Here is a 21,331-nt window from a genome sequence, read left to right as displayed (position 1 = left end):
AGGCGGCCGGCGGTCGCAGGCGGGCCGGCGGTCGCAGGCGGGCCGGCGGTCGCAGGCGGGCCGGCGGTCGCGGTCGGGCCGGCGGTCGCGGTCGGGCCGGCGGTCGCGGTCGACGGCGATGATCTGCTTGTCACGCTGGCCGCGACCGATGTGGTCACCGTCGGCGCGCGGCCCGGCCGGCCGGCGCCCCAGCGGCGCACCGGCACCCCGGCGACGGAGGCGGCCCAGCCGGTCTACACCCGCTACTGGCTGCACAACAAGGGCCCGGCGCCGGTCGGCAACCTCCCGATGGGCGTACACGTGCACCCCACCGCCGTCGACCTGCCCGCAGCCGGAGCGCCCGCGACCGTCACCGTCACCGTCGCCTCCGCGACCGTCGCGGCGGCCGGCAAGGTCGATTTCGACGTGCCGGCCGGGCTGTCGGTCAGCCCGGCCGGCCCCGACCGGTACGACCTGCGGCCGGGCGATCACCAGGACTTCGTGCTCACCGTGGACGCCGGCGGCGCCACGCCCGGCCGGTACTTCCTCGCCGCGCGGATCCACGACCACCTGGGCCAGGTCCTCGAGGACGTCGTCACGGTGACCGTGGCCGGCCCGCCCCCACCCGGCCTCGCGGCGGTCCTGGAGCCGGCGAAGGTCAGCCTGGCGCCCGGGACCCGGGCCGAACTCAGCCTGCGGCTGACCAACCCCAACCGCTCCGAGGTACGCGGCGAGGCCCAGCTGATCACCCCGTACGGCACCTGGGGCGACCCCGGCGACGAACTGTCGGTGGGCGCGCCGATCCAGGGCTTCACCGTGCCGGCGGGCGAGACCGGGACGCTGACCTTCACGGTGTCCGCGTCCGCGGCTGCCCGTACCGGTGCCGAGTGGTGGGCCCTCGCCCGGGTGGCCTGCTTCGGGCAGGTCTCCTACACCGCCTCGGTGCCGCTGGTGTGCCACCCGGCCGAGCCGCCCCCGCCGGTCCGAGGCTAGGCGGCACCGACAACCGCTCTGCTTCCCCACAGCTCTGCTCGGCGGATGGGGGACGGACCGGGCCGAACTGGGCCGGACTGGGCCGGGATCTCGCGCGCGCCGCGCACCGGGCCGTTCTCGGCGGCGTCGCATCTGGCGATCGAGGATCGGGGCGTGCGCCTCGGTGAGATCCAGCAGCAGCTCGCCGCGGTTCGACGCGGTCGGTAGGTTCGGCCGGTGACCTTCGACGCGCAACCCAGCCTCACGGGCGAGCTGGTCGGCGCCCGGCCGCTGCGCCCGGCAGACCTGGCCGGGCTGCTCCGCGCCGCCGCGGACCCGCTCATCTGGGAGCAGCATCCCGACCGCGAGCGGCACCGTCCGGAACGCTTCCGCCGCTTCTTCCGGGACGCCCTCGCCTCCGGCGGTGCGCTCACCGTGCGCGACGCCACGACCGGCGAGATCATCGGTTCGTCGCGCTACCACGGGTACGACCCGCGGCGCCGCGAGGTCGAGATCGGCTGGACCTTCCTGGCCCGGTCGCACTGGGGCGGCAGCTGCAACGGCGAGCTGAAGCGGCTCATGCTCCGGCATGCCTTCGGCGCCGTCGACAGCGTCGTCTTCCTGGTGGCGCCGGGCAACCTCCGCTCCCGGCGCGCGGTGGAGCGGATCGGCGCGGTCCCCGACGGCGACCGGCGCGACGGCACGGGGCAGCCCAGCCTGCTCTACCGCCTCGCCGCCGCCGACTGGGATTCCCGGTCGCGGTGACCGCACGCCGTCGGGCACCAGGCGGGCTGGCCTTTTCGGCACTGCGACGTACGCTGCGGTGGTGCACTACGAGGACTGGGGTGCCCGGTCGGTGCGCTGGGCGGGCATTCGCAGCGAGCGCGTCTACGTCCACGGCACCGACGTTCATCTGCTGCGGGCGGACGCCGGCCGGCAGGCAGCCGACGACGCCCCGGTCCACCTGCTGATCCACCCGATGGCCGCCGGTGCCACGCTCTGGCTCGACACGATCGAACCGCTGACCGCGCTGGGGCCGGTCATCGCCCCCGACCTGCCCGGGGCGGTGCTCGGAGAGACCAGGTCGCCGCACCGCGCCGCGGTCGAAGCCGCCGCCGCAGCCGAGTTCCTGCACGATCTGACCACCACGCTCGACCTCCGCGATATTGTCCTGCACGGCTGGTCGTTCGGCGGGCTGATCACGGTCCTCTTCGCAGCCCGGCACCCCGAGCGGATAGCCCGAGTCATCCTCGTCGCACCCGCCCTGCCCGCTCCCCTGTCCCCGGGCCAGCGGCTGGCCTGGCGAACGCTCGGAGCCGGAATAATCGCCACGGCTCCCGTGGTCACGCGCGCACTCGTGAAGCTGGCCGCCCCAAGGCTGATCGGCATGAAGCAACGCCTGCTCGCCTCCCGGGCAGACGCCACCGGCGGGCCCACCCACGCCGGCATCGACCTGACCCGGGTCTCGCCCGAACTCCGGCAACTCCTCGCCGAGCAACTCGGACAGCTGCGCGCACATCCGGACCGGCTCAACGACGGAGTCACCGCCTTCGCCTCCGCGGTGCGCTCGATGTACGTCAACCGCGCGCCCGTACTGGCCGCCGTCGACCGGCTGGCGATACCGACGATGCTGGCCTGGGCGGAAGGCGACCAGTTCATCGAGAGACCCATGATCGACGCCCTGATGGCCCGCCGGCCCGACTGGCACTCGCACATCTTCCCGTCCGGCGGCCACCTGCCACCGATGGAATCTCCCGCGGCCTACGTCGACACCCTGAGCCGCTGGCTGTCATCCTCATCCGAGAGGTGACAGCCGGTCGCCGGAGACCGGTGGATCGCCCTCGCACCCAACCTTGCCTTCTGCGGATCCGGATCTCATCCGGGTCCAGCGCGGCGTTCAAATCGCCCATCCGTTGTGCATCCCAGAGCTCGCCCGGCGTCGCGGAACGGCGTCGACATCCCGCCCGCCGGCACGACAGCCATCGCGTCGCATCCGGGTGGGTGTGTCCGGCTGGGTGTCGTCGGTGCTGCGTTCTTGTGTTGGGTTTGGGGTTATCCACAGGGCATCTCCGTCTTGTCGTGTGTCTGTGCCAAGTTGGTCGGGTGTTGGAACTGGTGTCCGAAGCCCGTCGTGCCGCCGCCGCGTGTGCGACGGCTCCGGCCTGGGTGGTCTCGGACGGGGAGTTGGTGGGGTGTTTGGAGCAGGCGTGGGCTGGGGTGCAGCAGTTGACCGCGGTGGTGGCGCATCTGATTGGGCAGGTGCAAGCGCGGGGTCTGCCGGAGGCTGACGCCGCGACCAGCACGGTSSCGGTGTGGCTGCGTCAGCGGTTGCGGGTCAGTCCTGGCACCGCGGCCCGGTTGGTGGCCCTCGCCGCGGCCTTGAACCGGCGGCCGGTGTTGGACACCGCGGTGTGTGCTGGTGTGGTGGCTGCTGAGCAGGCCACGGCCATCGCGGCCACGCTCGCGGATCTTCCGGGTGATGTGGGGCGGGAGATCACCGATGAGGCCGAGCGGGTGCTGGTGAAGCAGGCGGGGGTGTTCGATTCGGTGGTCTTGGGCCGATTGGGTGGGCGGATCTTGGAGCATGTCGCTCCGGAGGTCGCCGAGCTGCGTGAAGCTGATCTGTTGGCCCGGCAGGAGGCCCGGGCGCATTGCAGGCGGGGGTTCACCCTCAGTCCGTTGGGCAACGGTCAGGTCCGGTTGAGTGGCTACCTCGACACCAGCGGTGCTGCCACTGTCACCGCGGCCCTGGACCCGTTGTGTCATCCCCGGCATGATCCGGCGGAGGTGCGGAGCCCGGCGCAGCGTCGGGCGGACGCGTTGGTGGATGTGTGTACTGGTGCGTTGCGGGACGGCTCGGATCTGCCGGGTCATGGTGGTGACCCGGCCCAGGTGGTCGTCACGGTCCCGTTCAGCACACTGACCGACCAGTTCCGGCTCACCGGGCGGTCCTGGCTCACCAGGCGGTCGCGGCCCACCGGACAGTCCCAGACGGCCGGGCAGTCCCAGACGGCCGGGCAGTCCCAGACGGCCGGGCAATCCGAGCAAGTCGCACAATACCGGCCAGCCGAGCAGTCCCGGCCCACCGGGCAGTTCGGGCCAGCTGGGCAGTCCCAGACGTCCGAGCAGTCCCAGACGTCCGAGCGGCCCCAGCCAGCCGGGCAATACCGGCCAGCCAGGCGGTCCGGACCGGCTGAGCAGCCCGAGCCAGCCGAGCAGCCCGAGCAGTCCGCGCCAGCCGAGCAGTCCGGACCAGCCGGGCGGTGCCGGCCCACCGGACAGTCCCCGCTGGCCGAGCAGCGCTGGGCGACACGCAGACTCCAGGCCGACGATCCGCAAACCAACACCACGCCAACCACAGACACCGGCGGTGGCGATGGCGATGGCGACGGCGGTGGCGATGGCGGTCAGACCCGCGACCGGGCTGCCCAACCGAACGCCCACACCAGCACCGGTCCACCCCACCACCCCTACACCGGCACCAGCACCGGTGGCAGTGGCAGTGAGGGTGGCGGTGGCGGTGGCGGTGGCGGTGGCGAGCCTGGGCGGCTGGACACCGGAGCCCTGATCAGCCCAGCCGAAGCCCGACGCTACGCCTGCGACGCCCGCATCCTGCCCGCCGTCCTCGGCGGCGACAGCCAAGTCCTCGACCTCGGCCGGGCGCGACGACTGTTCACCGGCCCTCTACGCCGGGCCCTGATCCTGCGCGACAACGGTTGTAGCTTTCCGCATTGCGATAGACCAGCCCGCTGGACAGAGGGACACCACCTGATCCCCTGGGCCGACGGCGGCACCACCAACCTGGCCAACGCCTGCCTTGTCTGTCTGCCGCCGACACCACCGCCTGCTGCACAACGACAGCGGCTGGCAGGTCCGTCTCGGCCCCGACGGCCACCCCGAGTTCCTCCCACCGCTCACCATCGACCCCGAGCGCCGCCCCCAGCGGAACACCTACCACCGCCGCCAATAAACCCAGACCCACCGAGCCACACCGCACCGGCCCGGGAGCACTCCGGGCACCGCTACACGACCTGAGCGACGGCTGCCATCGCCGTCCTGACGATCCACGCCGCCGGCAGCCGCACCCGAAACGACAACAAGGACCCAGCCGAACGGCAGGCAGTCGACCAACGGCAGGCAGTCAACCGGCAGCAGACTCTGATCAGGCCAACCGCCAGCGAACCCGCCGAATCAACACCCCATCATCAGACCCATCCGCAACCTCACCCACCACCCAGGTCAACGGGTCAGCACCGCCCACACAGGTCAGCACCGCCCACACGGATCAGCACCGCCCACAGGACCAGGACGGCCCACACAGGTCAGGAGGGCGACGCCGACGCCACCATCGCTCACCCCTCGATCTCCAACCATGATCACAAGGTGGCTACCTTGCTAGGCGAGGTGTCGCCGCACGAAGCAGGCGAGCGCGCCCCCAGGGGTAGGCCGCAGCAGGTGTTCCCGCATCGCGAGGGACGCTGCCTCGGCGCGGGCCGAGCAGCCGGTCTTGCGCAGGATGTGCTCGATGTGGGTGTGCACAGTGCGCGGCGACACGAACAGGCCGTGCGCGATGGCCTGATTGGACTGGCCCATCGCGATCCGGGTGAGCACGTCGAGTTCCCGAGGGCTCAGGCCGTACGGCAGGCGGGTCACCCGGGCCTGCACGAGCAGCACGTCCACGCCGGGCCAGCCAGCCGGCGGCTGGCGACTCAGGCCCACCCGGTACCAGTCTCGGCCGACCCGCCAGACCATCATCAGCGAACCGCCACCCGAGCCGGCGAACTCCGCCACCAGGCGCAGGAACTCCTCGTCGGCCAGCATCGGCGGCCGTTCGCAGTCGGGCAGGTCCACGATGCCGTCCGGGCCGATCAGCGCCGCGGACGCCTCCGCGGGCAGGGCGCCGAGCCCGCGTACCCGCTCGGTGAGGTCGGCGAGTGCCGCCAGCGCGGGCAGCATCGCGGCGAGCAACTGCCGGGCGTCGGTGTCGAATACGCCGGCGCTCGCGCTGGCCAGGTGCACCAGGCCGACGTAGCGGCCGCCGCGGCGCAGCGCGCCGGTCACGCCGTCCCGGTAGCCGGCCGGCCGGACGTACTGCTCGTAGAACGAGCCGCGCCGGAACTGCCCGGCGTCGGCGGAGATCGACGGCGGCAGCGGCTGCTCGATCACGTTGCGGTACCAGGGGGTGCCGACGAACTCGGCCGCCAGCGACTCGGAGGTCGCGGCGGTGTATTCGAGCCCGGCCAGTTGGATGTGTCCCCCGCCTGCCGGGTCCAGGGCGACCAGCGTGGCGGCGTCGTGCGGAATGGCCTCGCCCAGGACGCTCAGCGCCTCGCCGCAGGCCGACGCGGTGTCCCGCTCGCGGGTCAGCATGCCGACCCGGGTGGCGGCCGCCACGTGGTGGTGGGTGAGCATCCGGCCTCCAACAAGCGGGGACACGCCAGAGCGTTTGGGTCCATACGATAGGCCCGAAGTAGGCCCGGGACAACCCCGCTGAGCCCGAAATTCTCGGCCGATGCCAGCCGGGCAGGGAGCCGGAGCCCGCCAACCGGGAAACCGGCACCGGCCAGGCAGAAAGCCAGACCCGCCAAACGGAAACCCAGCACCAACCAGGCAGAAAACCAGCACCCGCCAAACGGAAACCCAGCACCAACCAAGCAGAAAACCAGCACCCGCCAAACCGGAAACCCAGCGCTCGCCGAACGGAAACCCAGCACCAACCAGACGGAAAGCCGAGGCCCGCCACGCGGGAGCTCGGTGCCAACCAGACGGAAAACCGAGGCCGGCCACGCGGGAGCTCGGTGCCGCCCACACGGGAAACCGGTACTCCTACGGATACCCGTGACCACGCGCCGGCGGTTGGCTCTCGGCATGAACCCAGCTACGTGCATCATGCCCCCGCTGACCGGCCGGATGTCTCGCCGGCGCTTCCTGGCCGTGTCCGGCGGCGCCGCGACGGCGGCGGCCCTCGCCGCGTGCAGTGGCCCGGAGACGGCCGCGAGCGGCACGGGCTCCTCGTCCGCCGCGGCGAAGGCGCTGACCAAGATCGGCCTCGATTATCCCTTCTCCCAGCTGCCCAGCTACGCCCCGCTCGTGAAGCTGACCACCGCGGCGGCCAAACAGCGCAACGTCGAGCTGATCACCACGAACGACGCGGCGGTCTTCGACACCCAGGTTTCCAGCCTCACCGCCTGGATCGGCCAGCGGATCCCGGCGATCGTGTCGTTCCCGATGGTGTTCGAGGCGACCGAGAAGATCGCCAAGCAGGCGCTCGACGCCGGGCTGATCTGGGTCACCTACGGCGGATCGTTGCAGAATCAGAGCGCCGACATCCAGTTCAGTTTCCTCGCCAGCGGCGCGCTGCTCGGCGACGCCGCCGCGCAGTGGGCCACCGAGTCGCTCGGCGGCAAGGGCAAGATCGCCTTCCTGACCGACGCCACCATCCAGCTCGGCCGCGACCGTACCAAGGGCATGATCGACGCGTTCACCAAGGCCGCGCCGGGCGTCGAGGTGGTCGCTCAGGAGCAGGCCATCGACCCGGACACCGGGCTGTCCAAGGTGAAGGCGATCCTGGCCAAGCACCCCGACCTCAACCTCGTCCTCGGGGTGACCGACGCCGCAGCGTACGGCGGCTTCAAGGCGCTGCAGCAGGCCGGCCGCGCCGACGACGACGCGAAGACCTTCGTCGGCGGTGTGGACGGCGCGATCCCCTCGCTGCTGGCCCTCAAGCAGGGCACGTTCTACCGGGCCTCCGTCGCCCTCTCGCCCCGCGACATCGCCGAGGCCATCGTGAACGTGCCGCTCGCGGTCGCCGCCGGCACCCCCAACCCGAGCGCGGACCTGCCGGTGACGCTGCTCAAGAAGACCGACACGGCGAAGATCGACGACCTGATCGCCCAGGGTTCCTAGCATGAGCGAGCCCGCGAATCCCACCGCCGGAGCACCGGCGAAGACGCAAGCACCAGCGAAGACGCAAGCATCGGCGAAGGCACCCACGAAGACGCAAGCACCCACGAAGACGAAGCCATGAGCCTTCGGATCAGCGGCCTGGCCAAGTCCTTCGACGGGGTGCCGGCCCTGCGCGGGGTGGACCTGCACGTAGCGGCGGGCCAGGTGCACGCGCTGCTGGGCCACAACGGCGCCGGCAAGTCCACGCTGATCAAGTGCCTCGGCGGCGCATACCCGCCGGACGCCGGGACCATCGAGGTCAACGGCGCGGCGTTCACCCGGCTGACGCCGCGCGAATCCATCTCGGCCGGCGTCGCGATCATCTTCCAGACGCTGAGCGTGGTGGAGCCGCTGACCGTGGCCGAGAACATCTTCCTCGGCCAGGAGTGGACCCGCTGGGGCCTGGTGCACCAGCGGGAACAGGAGTCGGTCGCGGCCGAGCTCCTCGCCCGGGTCGGCGCCTCCTGCTCGCCCCGGGACCGGGTCGGCGACCTGCCGATGGGCCAGCGGCAGCTCGTCGAGATCGCGAAGGCCCTCAGCCGCAGCGCCTCGGTGCTGGTCCTGGACGAGCCGACCGCCGCGCTCTCCGGCACCGAGAGCGACGCGCTGGCCGCCCGGGTCGACGATCTGCGCACCCAGGGCCTCGCCATCGTCTACATCACCCACCTGCTCTCCGAAGTGGAGCGGCTCGCCGACGCGGTCACCGTGCTGCGCGACGGGCGCGTCACCCACCACTCGCCGATGTCCGGGCACACCCGGCAGCGGCTGGTCGACGCGATCGCCGGTCCCGGCGGGGCACCGGCCCGCGCGCCACGCCGCGCGGCGCCGCCCGGGCCGCCCAAGCTGGCCGTCGAGGGGCTCGCCGGTCCCGGGTTCGGCCCGGTCAGCCTGCGGGTCGGCCGGGGCGAGATCGTCGCCCTGTACGGGCTGATCGGCTCCGGGCGTACGCGGCTGCTGGAGACCCTGTTCGGCCGCCGGCGCCGGACCGCCGGCTCGGTGCTGGTGAACGACCGGCCGCTCACCGCGTCGCGGCCCGCGGCGGCGCTCGCCGGCGGGATCGCGCTGGTCCCGGCGGACCGCCGGGCGCAGGGCCTGTTCGCGGGTTTGAGCGCGCAGGACAACGCCCTGCTGCCCAGTGTCGCCCGGCTGGCTCGCGGTGGGGTCCGCGCCCGCCGCGCCGAGCGACGGCTGTTCACCGGCGTGGCCCGGGCGCTCGGCGTACGCCCCTTCGCGCCGGCGCTGCCGGTGGCGAAATTCTCCGGCGGCAACCAGCAGAAGCTGATGCTGGGCCGCTGGGTCAACGAGGCACGGAGGACCGAGGTGTTACTGCTCGACGACCCGACGCAGGGCGTGGACGCCGGCTCCCGGACGGAGCTGTACCACGCCGTACGAGACGTGGCCGACCGCGACGGCGTGGCCGTGCTGTTCGCCTCCTCCGACCCGGAGGAGGTGGTGGCGCTCGCCGACCGCTGCCTGGTGATGGCGGGTGGGCGGGTGATCCGGGAGCTGACCGGGCCGCGGCTCACCGAGGCCGCGCTGCTGTCGATGGTGCACGACGCGGACGGGGTGCGGTGATGGCCGCGCTCGACGCACCGGCCGCCCCCGCACGCGGCCGGTCGCGCGCCGCCGCCGGGTTCGCCCTCTCCCTGCGCCAGCCCCTGCTGCCCGTACTGGTCGTCATGGCCCTGGTCTTCCAGGCCGGTAGCGGCAGCTTTCTCACCCAGACCAACCTGCGCGGGATCGCCACCGACGCGGCGACCATCGCGATCGTCGCGGCGCCGCTCGCCCTGCTGGTCATCAGCGGCTACCTGGACCTCTCGGTCGGCTCGACCCTGGCGCTGGGCGGGCTGGTGGCCGGCTGGCTGGCCGCCGAGCAGCACCAGTCGCTGCCGGTCTGCGTCGCGGGGGCGCTGCTCGCCGGCGCGGCGGTCGGCGCGGTCAACGCGATCCTGTGCTGCTACCTCGGGCTGTCGCCGTTCATCGTCACGCTCGGCATGCTGACCGCCGTGCGCGGCCTCGACCAGCAGCTGTTCCCCCTGCCGCTGAGCAACTTCGGCGCCGGATTCGCGTGGCTGGGCGGCGCCCGGTTCGCCGGCGTCGCGGTGCCGGTGGTGCTCGCCGTGCTCGTCCTCGCCGCCGCCGCCGCGTTCCTGGCGCTGACCCCGGGCGGGCGGTACGTGTTCGCCATCGGTGTCAACCGCGAGGCCGCCTACCTGTCCGGCATCAACATCCGGCGTACCCCGGTCGCCCTGTTCGTCGTCACCGCGATGGCCGCGGCGCTGGCCGGCGCCATCAAGGCGTCGGTGCTCGACAGCGCGGCGGCGGGCACCGGCGGGGTCGGCTTCGAACTGGCGGTGCTGACGGCGGTGCTGCTCGGCGGGGTGGCGCTGACCGGCGGGGTCGGCTCGATTCTCGGCGTCACCCTGGGGGTGCTCTTCCTCGGCGCGCTCCAGAACGGGCTCACCCTGCTCAGCGTGCCGACGTTCTACCAGCAGATGGCCCAGGGGGTGGCGCTGATCGTCGGCGCCGCCCTGGCCTACCTCCGGAAAGGAAACCGCGGATGACCCCGCAGCACCCCGGCCTCGTGCTGGTGAACGGGCGCGTCCTCACCGTCGACCCACGGTTCACCACCGCGGCGGCGGTCGCGGTCGGCGACGGCCGGATCCTCGCGGTCGGCCGCGACGCCGACGTCCGGGCGCTGGCCGGCCCGGCGACCCGGGTGATCGACCTGCACGGCCGGACCGTCCTGCCCGGCATCAACGACTCCCACCTGCACGGCGCCGCCTACGGGCTGAGCCGGCCGCCGTTCGCGCTGGACCTCGGCCATCCCGCCGTGCGCAGCATCGCTGACATCGTGGCGGCGGTGCGAACCGCCGCGTCGGCGGCGCCGCCCGGCGCCTGGATCATCGGCTTCGGCTGGGACCCGGGCTACCTGGCCGAGTGCGTGGACGACCCGCGGCGGCTGCCGCACCGGCGGGACCTGGACGAGGCCGCGCCCGGCCATCCTGTCTGCCTGACCGACTTCTCGGCGCACCAGGTCTGGGTCAACAGCGCCGCGCTGCGGGCGGCCGGCGTCGGCCGCGGCACCCCGGCGCCGGCCGGCGGGGTGATCGTCGTGGACGCCGACGGCGAACCGAGCGGGCTCCTGCGGGAAGCCGCGCAGCACCTCGTGCAGGCCCGGATCGCGACACCCGGCGCGGCGGTGCGCCGCGCGGCGATCGAACGGGTGGTCGGCGAGCTTCACTCCCGCGGCATCACCAGCTACACCGAGCCGGGCCTGGGCCCCGGCGGCGACGAGACCCCGCTCGGCGGACTGGGCAGCGCCAACTGGGCCGCCTACCGCGCCCTGGCCGCCGACGGGGCGCTGCACGCGCGGGTCAGCGCGCTGTACCTGCCCGCGCCGATGAGCGGCTCGGCGGCGGACGTGGCCGAGGGCCTGGCCCAGCTCGGCCCGGAAACCGGCGGCACGCCCGATCCACGGCGGCTGCGGATGATCGGCGTGAAGATATTCGGCGACGGGGTGCCGCCGAACCGGACGGCCTGGATGGGCGAGCCGTACTGCGGTGGCGGCCACGGCGCGCTCTGCGTGGCCGGCGACGACGCCGGGCTGCGGGTCGCCGAGCTGCACGAGATGGTCCGGCTCGCGCACGCCGCGGGCTTCCAGGTGGGCGTGCACGTCACCGGGGACCGCGCCATCGACGCGGCCGTCGACGCGTTCCTCGCCGCCGGCGCCGCGCATCCCCGCGCGGACGCCCGGCACTACGTCATCCACGGCGACTTCGTCAGCGCCGGCAGCCTGGCCCGGCTGGCCGAACACGGTTACGGCATCAACATGAACCCGGCGATCAAGTGGACGATCTCGGACGTGATGGACGAGATCGTCGGCGCGGAACGCTCGGCGTACCAGTGGCCGGTCCGCTCGGCGTTCGACGCGGGCGTGGCCGTGTGCGCCAGCTCCGACGCGCCCGTCACCCTGCCGGACTGGCGGCAGGGCGTGGCCGCGATGCTGCTGCGGGAATCCAAGGCCAGCGGCCGGACCAGCGGGCCGGACCAGCGCGTCGGCCTGGCCGAGGCGATCCGGGCGTACACCACCAACCCGGCACGGCAGGACTTCGCCGAGGACTGGAAGGGCACCGTCGAGGCGGGCAAGGTCGCCGACCTGTGCGTGCTGGACCGCGACCTGACCACCATCGACCCGCACGAGCTGCCCGAGGCCGAGGTCGACCTCACCATCTTCGACGGACGGATCGTGTTCGAGCGCTGATTCAAAACCGAGGACCCATCCGGTACGGCGACACACCGTCGCCAACCGCGACACCACCTCCACCCGTCCACGAACCGATCACCGTGCCGGGCCACCGCCCTGCCGGCCCGCCGGGCTGAGCGCGTAGCCGATCAGGGTGCGCCAGCAGGGCGCGCCGGCCAGGAGCCGCCGCTGTCGCGGCGACGCCGTCCCGTCCCCGGCGCGGTGGGCGATCCGACCAGGTCATGCCGGCTCCCGATAGGGTTCGTCGGTGGCCCGGAACTACTCGAAGTTGACGATCAAGCTGCTGTTCGGCACCGCCACCCGCTGCGCGTACCCGTCCTGCACGGCGGCGCTCGTGTTCAAGGACCGGGGACTGCTCACCACGACCGTGGAGATCGCCCACATCCGGTCCGAGAAGCCGGGCGGTCCGCGGTACGACCCCGGCTACCCGCAGGAGAAGATCGACGAATTCGGGAACCTGTTGTTGTTGTGCGGCCGGCATCATCCCGCGGTCGACGGTCACGAGTCCGCCTATCCCGTCGACGAGTTGCTCGCCTGGAAGGAACGCCAGGCGGCCCAGGGGAACGACACGTCGGTGAGGCGGAACTCGCCGCCATGGACCGGGTCCTGAACAAGGTCCAGCCGATCGCCGCCGACGCGGTCCTGCGCGGGCCGGTCGCGCACCTCGGCGAGACCGAGCGCCTTCAGCAGGCGGAAGACCGGCTCCCGGAGGCGCCGCTCGAGGCCGTCGTCCTCTTCGACCAGGTCGCCAGGACGCTGGAGGCCTCTCCCTTCGCCCAGCATGCGTCGATGGTGCGGACCAAGCAGGCCGGGGCGCTCGCGGCCGGGCAGGAGTTCGTCGAGGCCGCGCGCATCCGCATCGACCTCTGCTGGGACAGCTACCGGGCCGGGGATCCCTTCGCGGTCAACCAGCATCTCCACGCACTGTCCGGCCAGGAGCGGCACCTCCCCGAGCCGGTCACCAGAGCGATGGAGGCCGTGTCGGTCGCGGCGGCGTTCGGCTACGACCGGGCGGTCACGCTCGAGGACCTCGCCGACGTGTTCGACGCGATGGAGTCCACGGATCAGGGCCGATTCCACACCGGCCTCGCGCTGGCCGAACAGGCGGTCGCCCGGCGCCGAACCGAGCTGCTCACCCAGCGCGATGCCGGCCTCGCCGAGTTGGCGGCCTCGACCCCGGCCGACGACCGGGGGCTGACGCTGCGAGCCCGCATGCTCATGTGCCTGGCCGAGGCCTCCGGCGACTGGAGTCAGCTGCTGGCGAGCGGGCGCGCGGTCTACCCGCCGTCGGCCCGCGCGTGGATATCGGCCCGGTACGCCAGGTATCTCGGCCTGAGCGGCCGGTCCGACGAGGCCCTTGACCGCTGGTCGGAGGCTGTCGAGCTGGCGATCGGGCAGCGGGCGAACGACTCGGCCGCGCTCTGGCTCTATGGTCAGCGCGCGACCCGGGCGCAGTACCGGAAACGCGACGGCGGCCTTGATGAACTCCACCGCCTCGCCCTGGCGCTGCACTCCGCCGGGGGCGGTTCCGTGCTGCCCGAGCCCTTCCGCCTCGCGGAACGCGCGGTCGCCCGGATGCTCGACGAAGACTGGCCAGAGGCGCTGCGCTGCCTGCACCAGCAGTTGACTCACGCTGTCGTCGCCGCGAGCTGGCAGGACGAGCTCACCGCCCACGAGCGCCTGGGCGACCTCTTCGCGGCGACGGCGAAGTGGACGGACGCGGTCACTCACTACGTACACGCGGGCTGCGACCGCAAGCTTGAGAAGCTCGCCGGGGCCCTGCCCGACCAGCCGCTCGATTTCCGGCCACCGCCCGAGCAGGCGCCGGTGTGGGAACGGATCGCCTCGTTCACGTTCGCGGCGGCCGGCGACGAAGTGCTGTCCGCCGAGGCGGCCGCGCGATGGTCGAAGGTGGCCCTGCGGGAGCTGAGGACCGCCGAGCGGAGCCCCTTCGTCGCCGGCACCTGGCTACCGGCCTTCGCCGCCTTCGCCCACACCGCCGACGAGTCCAGCCATGCCGACGCGGCAGAATTCCTTGAGCTGACGGCGAACTACTTCAAGCGGGCGCCCGGCACTCACGAACAAACCGACCGCGACCACCTCGTCGCACTCGTCAAGATCGCCGGCCGTCATGCGGACCTCCGGGAGCGGGCGGCCCACGTGCTTTGCGACGCCATCCTGGTCGGTCCCGACGTCGGTCTGCGCGCCGTGCGGGCGGGCGCGGAGCTCCTGAAGGCGGATCCGGCCCTGGCCGGCGCGCGGCTGTCCGAGGCCGCCCGGGACGGCAACCTGGAGGCGGCCCTCGGGCTGATCATCGCGGGGTCCGACCCCGAGCCCGCCATCGATGTCGCTCGGGAGCAATTCCGTCGTGACGCCCAGCCCGTTGTCCACCAGCCCGGAAGGCAGGTCCTGGGCACCGGCCTTCGGCAGACCGCCGGGCTGGTCCGCATTCTCGGCATCGACGACAGGCACGCGTTCTGCGAAGCGATGCTCCGGCGGGCGCGGGACACCCACGACATCGCCCAGAACCGGGCAGACGCGCTGGCCGCCCTCTCGACGGTAGGCCCGACCCTCGGCGACGACCAGCGCACCGCGCTGCTCGCCGCCACGCTGGACTTCGTCCGCGCGCCGACCCCCAGCGAGGAATCCTTCGACTTCGGAGTGGACCCGTTCAGCCGCTTCAAGGTTTCTGTCGGCCTGCCCTCGCTCGCGGCTCGCGCTCTGCGCGCCGCCGGCCGACTCGCGCACACGTCCGACCAATACCTGACGATCCGAGAGCTGGCAGTGGAACTGCTTCCGGGCGCCGACGACAACACCAACCACACCCTGGCGACCGTTCTGACCGATCTCCCGGCCGAGGAGCTGAGGATCGACGTCCGAGTGCTCGCCGGACACCCCAGCCGCTGGCTTCGAGCCTGCGCGGGCCTGGCCTGGGCACGCCAGCCACATCGCTGGCCCGAGCTCGGCGCGCACCTGGCCACCGACCCGGAACCAGCCGTCCGGCACGCGATCGCCGCCGCCATCGGATCCGCCCCGGAGCACCAAGAAGCACGCCGCCTACTCCAGGCAGACCACCGCCGAGCGATCCGGCGGTGCGTGACACCGTGAAAAGTGCGGCCCGCGACGCCGCAGGATCACGATGCTTGCCATCTGCGGATGCGGGTTCACCAAGGATTCGAACTCCAGCCGCGAGCGTGGCCCAACGGTCGGGGCGATCGACGTAGTTCCCGCTCTTGCGTAGCGCGCGTCGAACACGAATCATTCTCATCAATAGCGAAGGCGGTCCACTGCACGCGAGGAGCGGGACACGTGGCGGGTATCCCTCAAGGCTTCCTCCGGGCCGTGGCGCCCTCGGCCTATCAGATCGAGGAAACAGCCGGCGAGGGCAGGCGGATGCCGTCGGCCTGGGACACGTCCAGCCAAAGCCCCGCAACGATCGCGGAGAAGGGCCAAGGCGGCTGGCAACAGCGGAACACCGCGCACCAGGTCCGCCAAGTACGGAAGCGCCACCGTTCCTCGCCCGGACCGGCATACCACCACCGTTCCCCACCCGGGCTGGTGTGCCGGCACCGTGGCGCACCATCCGCAGCTGGTGCACAGCTCGGCCGTCGCGATGCGGCGCTCGACCGGTTCGACGCCGATCATGGCGATCATGGCGATCGCCAGCCACGCTCCGGCCCGCCCGGTGAGCGGCTCCGCGACAGGCGCAGCGTGGATGTTCGCGTCTGCTCCGTGTGGTCGTTGCTGGACAACATCGTGCGGGCAGCGAGCTCCACCAAGCGGTTCGGCCTGGTGCATGGCGACTACGGCACCGGACGGCGTGCTCCCAAGACATCATTCAGCCGCCTGCGTGAGCGGATCCGGGTCACCCGAACCGCCTCGATCGAACGGCCGTCCCGATGACCGACGCGCCTCCGGCGAATGGCGCCCCCGCGGCAGCAACCCCCGACGACCACGACGAACCAACCCAACACGGCGAACCGATCCAGCACGGCCAACCAACCCAACACGGCGAACCGATCCAGCACGGCGAACCGATCCAGCACGGCGAGCGCGCCCAGCGCGGTGGACCGGCCTGGTCAGCCGAAGTTGGCGTGCCCACCCAGCGGGTGCGGGCCACCTGGGTACTGACGTTCTCGCTGGCCGTGACGGGCATGTTCGTCGGTTGGTACGGCCCGTTGCAGATCCTGCTGGCGAAGCAGGCCGACGCCTTCTCGCCGGGCGACAAGCAGGGCGCGCTCGCCCTGGTGACCGGAGTCGGCGCGTTGTTCTCGCTCATCGCGAACCCGCTCTGGGGTGCGCTGTCGGATCGTACGATCTCCCGCTTCGGCCGGCGGCTGCCGTGGATCGCCGCCGGCACCGCGACCGGCGTCGCGGGGCTCGCGATCCTGGCCGTGGCGCGCGACATAACCATGATGATCATCGGTTGGTCGCTGGTGCAGACCGCGCTGAACGCGCCGTTCGCCGCGCTGACGGCCGCCATCCCGGACCAGGTGCCCGTGGCCCAGCGGGGGATCGTCGGCGGCTATTTCGGCGTGGCGCAGACGGTCGGGGCCGCAGCCGGGGCGAGCCTGGCGGTCGTCGGTGGCAGCATCACCGGCGGCTATCTCGCGTGCGCCGGTTTTGTGCTGGTCTCCGTCGTGCCGTACCTGCTGATCCGGCGCGATCATGTGCTGCCGGCCGCCCTGCGTCCCGCCTGGAGCTGGCGCTCGTTCCTGACCGGATTCTGGATCAGCCCGGCCCGGCACCCGGACTTCGCCTGGGCCTGGCTCACCCGTTTCCTGATGAACCTGGGCAACGCCATGGCCGTGCTCTACCTGTTCTTCTATCTCAAGGATGAAGTGGGACTGGCCGATCCGGACGGCGGTGTGCTGATCCTGACCGCCGTCAACGCGGCCACACTGCTCATCACCGTGCTGGTCGCCGGAGCCTGGTCTGACCGCCTCGGCAACCGGCGCGTCTTCGTCACCTGGTCCGGCGTCATCATGGCGCTGGCCGGCTTCCTGCTGGCCGGCTGGCACTCCTGGACCGGTGTGATCGTGGCCGCGTTGATTCTCGGTGTCGGGTTCGGCGCGTTCACCTCGGTGGACTTCGCCCTCATGACCCAGGTGCTGCCGACCGATCTGGACCGCGGCAAGGACCTCGGCGTGATCAACATCGCCAACTCCATGCCGCAGGTCCTCGCCCCGGCGATCGCCGCACCCATCGTCGCCCACGCCGGCGGATACCCCACGCTCTACGTGGCATCCTCGTTGTTCGCCCTGGCCGGAGCCGCCCTGGTCTACCGAATCAAATCCGTACGCTGAGGGGGTCGAGTCAGCCAGCGARTTCTTCGTCCGACCGGCCATCGAACAGACCCGTCGGCGCCGCAGGTGTGACCTGACGCGCCTGACCTCGTCGATGACGGGGCCAGTCAGCCAGCGAATTCTTCGTCCGACCGGCCATCAACAGACCCGTCGGCGCCGCAGGTGTGGCCTAACGTGCGTGACCTCGTCGATGCGGGGGCCGGTCAGCCAGCGAATTCTTCGTCCGACCGGCCATCAACAGACCCGTCGGCGCCGCAGGTGTGGCCTAACGTGCGTGACCTCGTCGATGCGGGGGCCGGTCAGCCAGCGAATTCTTCGTCCGATCGACCATCAGCAGGACCCGTCGGCGCCGGAGGTGTGGTCTGACGTGCCTGACCTCGTCAATTCGCGGGTTGAACCCGAGCAACGTGTCGCCGTCGCTTCGTATCCGCGGTCAGGGATGGTGTTCGTCGCCGCAGCCGGGTTCTCGACGTGTCGAATCTGCGGGATGGTCGACGGCGGCACGGAGTTGACCGACGGGAAGCACTTTGTGGCCGCAGGGCCTCGCCCACTACGTGGAGGCGCATGATGTGCGCCTGCCGGACGACGTGATGGCGATTGCCGAGCGAGATCGGTGGACCGTCTTTCCCGCGCTGGTCGACGATCCGCACGAGAAGGGCGACTCCGTGAGCCGTCGACTGGCTATTCCTCGCGGTCACCGGGGTCGCCGCACGTGCTACGGGTGACTGCTGTCCCGGTCGCGCGCTGGCCGGGCTGATCGGGTGCCGCGCTCGTCGGCGTCATTCCGGCCGGTCAGCCGAGCCCGGCGGGAGGGAATTGTCCCTACCGTGCCCACATGCGGCGTGCACAGATCCTTACGGCAGTCATCGTCATCATGTCCGTTTCCGCTTGCAGCCCGGCCGATTCGGAGCCCGCCGCCGTTGCGCCGGCGACTTCACCCGTGACCCTCGCGCCATCGGCTGCTCCGGCGTCGTCCACCACCGCCGAGGCGGTCGCGGCCTGCAAGCTCGCGGCCGAGGCGCCTCGGACCGGCGAGGCGGTGGACATCGATGAACAGGCAGTCAAGGCCACCATCGAGAACGCCGGGAAGTCAGGCATCGAGAGCGTCGAGCAGGCCGGCACACAGTTGCAGGTCCGGTACTCGGCCTGGCTCCGCGCGGAGATCGGTGACGAGTCGGCGAATGCTCTTGACGATCTCCTGGACGCGGTGGGCCGGGTCAACAGCGCCTGCATCGAGGCTGCTGTCACGGCGTCTTGAGGTCGGATGGAGTTGGCCGCGGTCGGGCCGTTCTCACCATGCGGCAGTGTGGTGCGCGGCCTGCACGGCCTGCGCGGCTTCTCGGCGGCAAGCCGGGTACAGAAATCCACGACTCTCACGTGGACCGCGTAATGACAGACCCGTCCGTCGCCGCCACCTCGCAGCTGCCGGTGCGCCACCGGTGGCTCGGCCAAGTGACCTGCGGACTGCGTCCGGGAACGCTCCGAGGTCGTACCCGGAGGCCTGGATGTGGAAGGCGTTTCCGGAGACGGCACGGCCGCAACCCCAGGGGTTGGGTTGCGGCCGCGGGCTCGTGAGGCGTTTCAGTTGGGGTTGGCGACTCTGGCTCAGTTGGGGTTGCCGACTCCGGTGAGGATGCGGCTGCGGAGGTAGCGGCCCGCCTCAGTCAGGACGTTCGTGCCGGCGAAGGTGGTTCCGGCGCAGGTGCCCTGCTTGAAGACCGAGTTGCTCTCACGGCCGTCGGAGAAGCTCCACATGCCGTACGAGATCTTGTTGGCTTTGAGGAGGTCCAGCCAGGCGGTCGTGCTGGTGAAGTCGTTGGTGCCGTCGCCGGTGAAGGTCTGGCTGCCGAACTCGCTGACGAAGAGCGGGAGCTTGGTGGCCGCCCGGGCCACCACGGCCCGGCGATCGGCACCATGCGAGGCGGCGTAGAAGTGGAATGTGTACATGACGTTCTTGAAGTCGACCGGATCGGCCAGGATCTCCTTCTCGTCACTGCCGTCGGTGAGGCCCAGCGAGGAGAAGCCACGGGTGCCCACCAGCACGACGCTGTTCGGCGAGTTCTTCCGGATCACCGGGATCACCTGGTCGGCGTAGGACTTGATCGCGTCCCAGCTGACACCGTTCGGCTCGTTGGCGATCTCGTAGAGCACGTTGTTCTTGGCGGCGTGCTTGGCTGTCACGTTCTCGAAGAAGGTCTTGGCCAGGCCCAGGTTGAAGTTGGGGTCACCCGGCGTGAGGATGTGGAAGTCGACGATGACGTAGAGGCCGAGTGCCGTGGCGTCGTCAACCAGGCCGTTCACCTTGTTGGTGAAGCCGGTGGGGTCGCTCGCGAGGCCGCCCTCCTGCACATACATCGACAGCCGGATGAAGTCGGCCTTCCAGTCGTTGCGGAGTGCGGCCAGCGAGTCGGGGTTCACGCAGTTCGGGAAGAACTGAAGGCCGTGGCTGCTCATGCCGCGTAGCTGGATCGCCGTGCCGGACTGGTTGCAAAGGCGCACGCCGCAGACGCTCAGCTGTCCGTTGACCGTCACCGGAGAGCCGGCGGGAGCGTTCGCTTTCGGCGGGGCCGGCGCCGGGGCCCGGGTGGTCGGCGCCGCCGTGACGGAAGCCTTCACGGCCGGGCTCTTCGACTCGGCCGGCGTCGGCGCCTTGTTCAGCGTGCAGGCCGACAGGCCCTCGGCGTTCAGGTCGGGCTTCGGGGCGTTGCGGCCGATGGCCGTCTCGATCCGGTTGATCGTGGCGAACCGCTTGTCCTTCAGCGGGCCGAGGATCGCGTTCTGGATGAAGTTCGGGCCACCCTGACCGACGGTGGTGCGCAGCCGCTGGTTGGCCTCGCCGATCTGGGTCTTGAGCAGCGCCAGGTTCCGGTCGACGTCGGCCTTCTGCTGGGCCGGCACCGCGACGGTGATCCTCACCGTGGGACAGCTGACCGTCGGCACCGGCTGGGCCGCGGTGGCGGCCGCCGACAGCGTCGTGTTCTGCTTCTTGGAGGCGCGGCCGTTCTTGTTCAGCGTGCAGGCCGACAGGCCTTCGGCGTTCAGGTCGGGCTTCGGGGCGTTGCGGCCGATGGCCGTCTCGATCCGGTTGATCGTGGCGAACCGCTTGTCCTTCAGCGGGCCGAGGATCGCGTTCTGGATGAAGTTCGGGCCACCCTGACCGACGGTGGTGCGCAGCCGCTGGTTGGCCTCGTCGATCTGGGTGTTGAGCAGTTTGAGGTTGTTCTGCACGTCGGCCCGCTGCTGGGCGGGGACCGCGACGTTGACCGCGACCTGGGGACAGTTGACCGTAGGCACCGTCTCGCCGGCGGAGGCGATGCCCAATCCGGCGCCGACAACGACAACGGCGACGCCGGCGACCGCATACGCTTGCCACCGGCGCACCTTCAACCGGCCGAGACCGAACTTGGATCTGTACATTGAACCCGCGCCTCTCCCGAGAATGCCTACGGCAGGCCATACGGGAGCGCTCCCATGAGCGGATCAAACTTAAGGTCAACTTCATCTGCCCGGCCGAGCCGCCGCCTCGGCGAATGCGGCACGCGCGGGACGCGCGGGACGCGCAGGACGCGCAGGACGCGCGGGACGCGCAGGACGCGCAGGACGCGCAGGACGCGCAGGACACGCGGGACGCGGGCTGATGCCGGCGCACCGGGCAGAACTCGCAGCCGACACGCCGGGCAGAACCCACAGCCAGCGCGCCGGGCAGAACTCGCAGCCGACGCCCCGGGCAGAGCCCACAGCCAGCGCGCCGGCCGGGGTGTTCCGCGGAGCCTTCCTTCGCTCTCAGCCCGGCGCCGGCGGCACTTCGGTGACCCGCCCCGCGGGTCGCCCTTCTGCGGCGGTGACGGTGCTGTTGCGGTTG

General features: G+C 71.6%; 14 protein-coding genes and 1 pseudogene. 13 read left to right on the top strand and 2 right to left on the bottom strand.

Annotation, left to right across the window (positions count from 1 at the left end):
• From DMB66_RS49880 to DMB66_RS66310, 4 genes and pseudogenes are all read left to right on the top strand, one after another.
• A pseudogene (locus tag DMB66_RS49880) lies at window positions 1-972 on the top strand (hypothetical protein); the annotation flags it as partial.
• 216 nt (window positions 973-1,188) lie between these two features.
• A complete protein-coding gene (locus DMB66_RS49875) occupies window positions 1,189-1,716 on the top strand; it encodes a GNAT family N-acetyltransferase (RefSeq protein WP_125811128.1) in 528 nt (175 codons plus the stop codon).
• 61 nt (window positions 1,717-1,777) lie between these two features.
• Window positions 1,778-2,761, top strand: coding sequence for an alpha/beta fold hydrolase (locus DMB66_RS49870; protein WP_125811127.1), 984 nt, complete (start codon window positions 1,778-1,780; stop codon window positions 2,759-2,761).
• Window positions 2,758-4,986 (top strand): DUF222 domain-containing protein, encoded by a 2,229-nt coding sequence (locus tag DMB66_RS66310; protein ID WP_370320832.1) that lies wholly within the window; start codon window positions 2,758-2,760, stop codon window positions 4,984-4,986. Before DMB66_RS49870 ends, DMB66_RS66310 begins: the two co-directional genes overlap by 4 nt.
• A gap of 360 nt (window positions 4,987-5,346) precedes the next feature.
• On the opposite strand, the gene DMB66_RS49860 is transcribed toward DMB66_RS66310, so the two are convergent.
• Window positions 5,347-6,363 carry a response regulator transcription factor gene (locus DMB66_RS49860; protein ID WP_125811126.1) on the bottom strand — a complete coding sequence of 339 codons (1,017 nt, stop codon included), beginning with the start codon at window positions 6,361-6,363 and terminating at the stop codon, window positions 5,347-5,349.
• Between the two features lie 456 nt (window positions 6,364-6,819).
• Here DMB66_RS49860 and DMB66_RS49855 point away from each other — a divergent pair, with 456 nt between their 5' ends.
• From DMB66_RS49855 to DMB66_RS49815, 9 genes are all read left to right on the top strand, one after another.
• Entirely contained in the window at window positions 6,820-7,857 is a 1,038-nt protein-coding gene (locus DMB66_RS49855) for a sugar ABC transporter substrate-binding protein (RefSeq protein WP_199753101.1), read from the top strand.
• A gap of 117 nt (window positions 7,858-7,974) precedes the next feature.
• A complete protein-coding gene (locus tag DMB66_RS49850) occupies window positions 7,975-9,471 on the top strand; it encodes a sugar ABC transporter ATP-binding protein (RefSeq protein WP_125811125.1) in 1,497 nt (498 codons plus the stop codon).
• Window positions 9,471-10,460, top strand: a complete 990-nt coding sequence (locus DMB66_RS49845; RefSeq protein ID WP_125811124.1) for an ABC transporter permease — start codon at window positions 9,471-9,473, stop codon at window positions 10,458-10,460. The genes DMB66_RS49850 and DMB66_RS49845 overlap by 1 nt, the downstream gene beginning before the upstream one ends.
• Complete coding sequence (locus tag DMB66_RS49840) at window positions 10,457-12,160, top strand: amidohydrolase (RefSeq protein ID WP_125811123.1); 1,704 nt, start codon at window positions 10,457-10,459, stop codon at window positions 12,158-12,160. The genes DMB66_RS49845 and DMB66_RS49840 overlap by 4 nt, the downstream gene beginning before the upstream one ends.
• Window positions 12,161-12,410: 250 nt before the next feature.
• On the top strand, window positions 12,411-12,773 hold the full coding sequence (locus DMB66_RS49835) for a hypothetical protein (RefSeq protein WP_125811122.1): 363 nt from the start codon (window positions 12,411-12,413) through the stop codon (window positions 12,771-12,773).
• Entirely contained in the window at window positions 12,758-15,271 is a 2,514-nt protein-coding gene (locus tag DMB66_RS49830; protein ID WP_125811121.1) for a hypothetical protein, read from the top strand. Before DMB66_RS49835 ends, DMB66_RS49830 begins: the two co-directional genes overlap by 16 nt.
• 48 nt (window positions 15,272-15,319) lie before the next feature.
• Entirely contained in the window at window positions 15,320-16,066 is a 747-nt protein-coding gene (locus tag DMB66_RS49825) for a family 1 glycosylhydrolase (RefSeq protein ID WP_125811136.1), read from the top strand.
• A 191-nt stretch (window positions 16,067-16,257) separates the two neighbouring features.
• A complete protein-coding gene (locus tag DMB66_RS49820; RefSeq protein WP_199753100.1) occupies window positions 16,258-17,469 on the top strand; it encodes an MFS transporter in 1,212 nt (403 codons plus the stop codon).
• 940 nt (window positions 17,470-18,409) lie between these two features.
• A complete protein-coding gene (locus tag DMB66_RS49815; protein WP_125811120.1) occupies window positions 18,410-18,727 on the top strand; it encodes a hypothetical protein in 318 nt (105 codons plus the stop codon).
• 347 nt (window positions 18,728-19,074) lie between these two features.
• On the opposite strand, the gene DMB66_RS63175 is transcribed toward DMB66_RS49815, so the two are convergent.
• Window positions 19,075-20,886 (bottom strand): glycoside hydrolase family 5 protein, encoded by a 1,812-nt coding sequence (locus DMB66_RS63175; protein WP_199753099.1) that lies wholly within the window; start codon window positions 20,884-20,886, stop codon window positions 19,075-19,077.
• Window positions 20,887-21,331 lie beyond the last annotated feature (445 nt).

The organism is Actinoplanes sp. ATCC 53533 (assembly GCF_003947245.1).
This window is presented reverse-complemented; position numbering and strand designations above follow the sequence as displayed.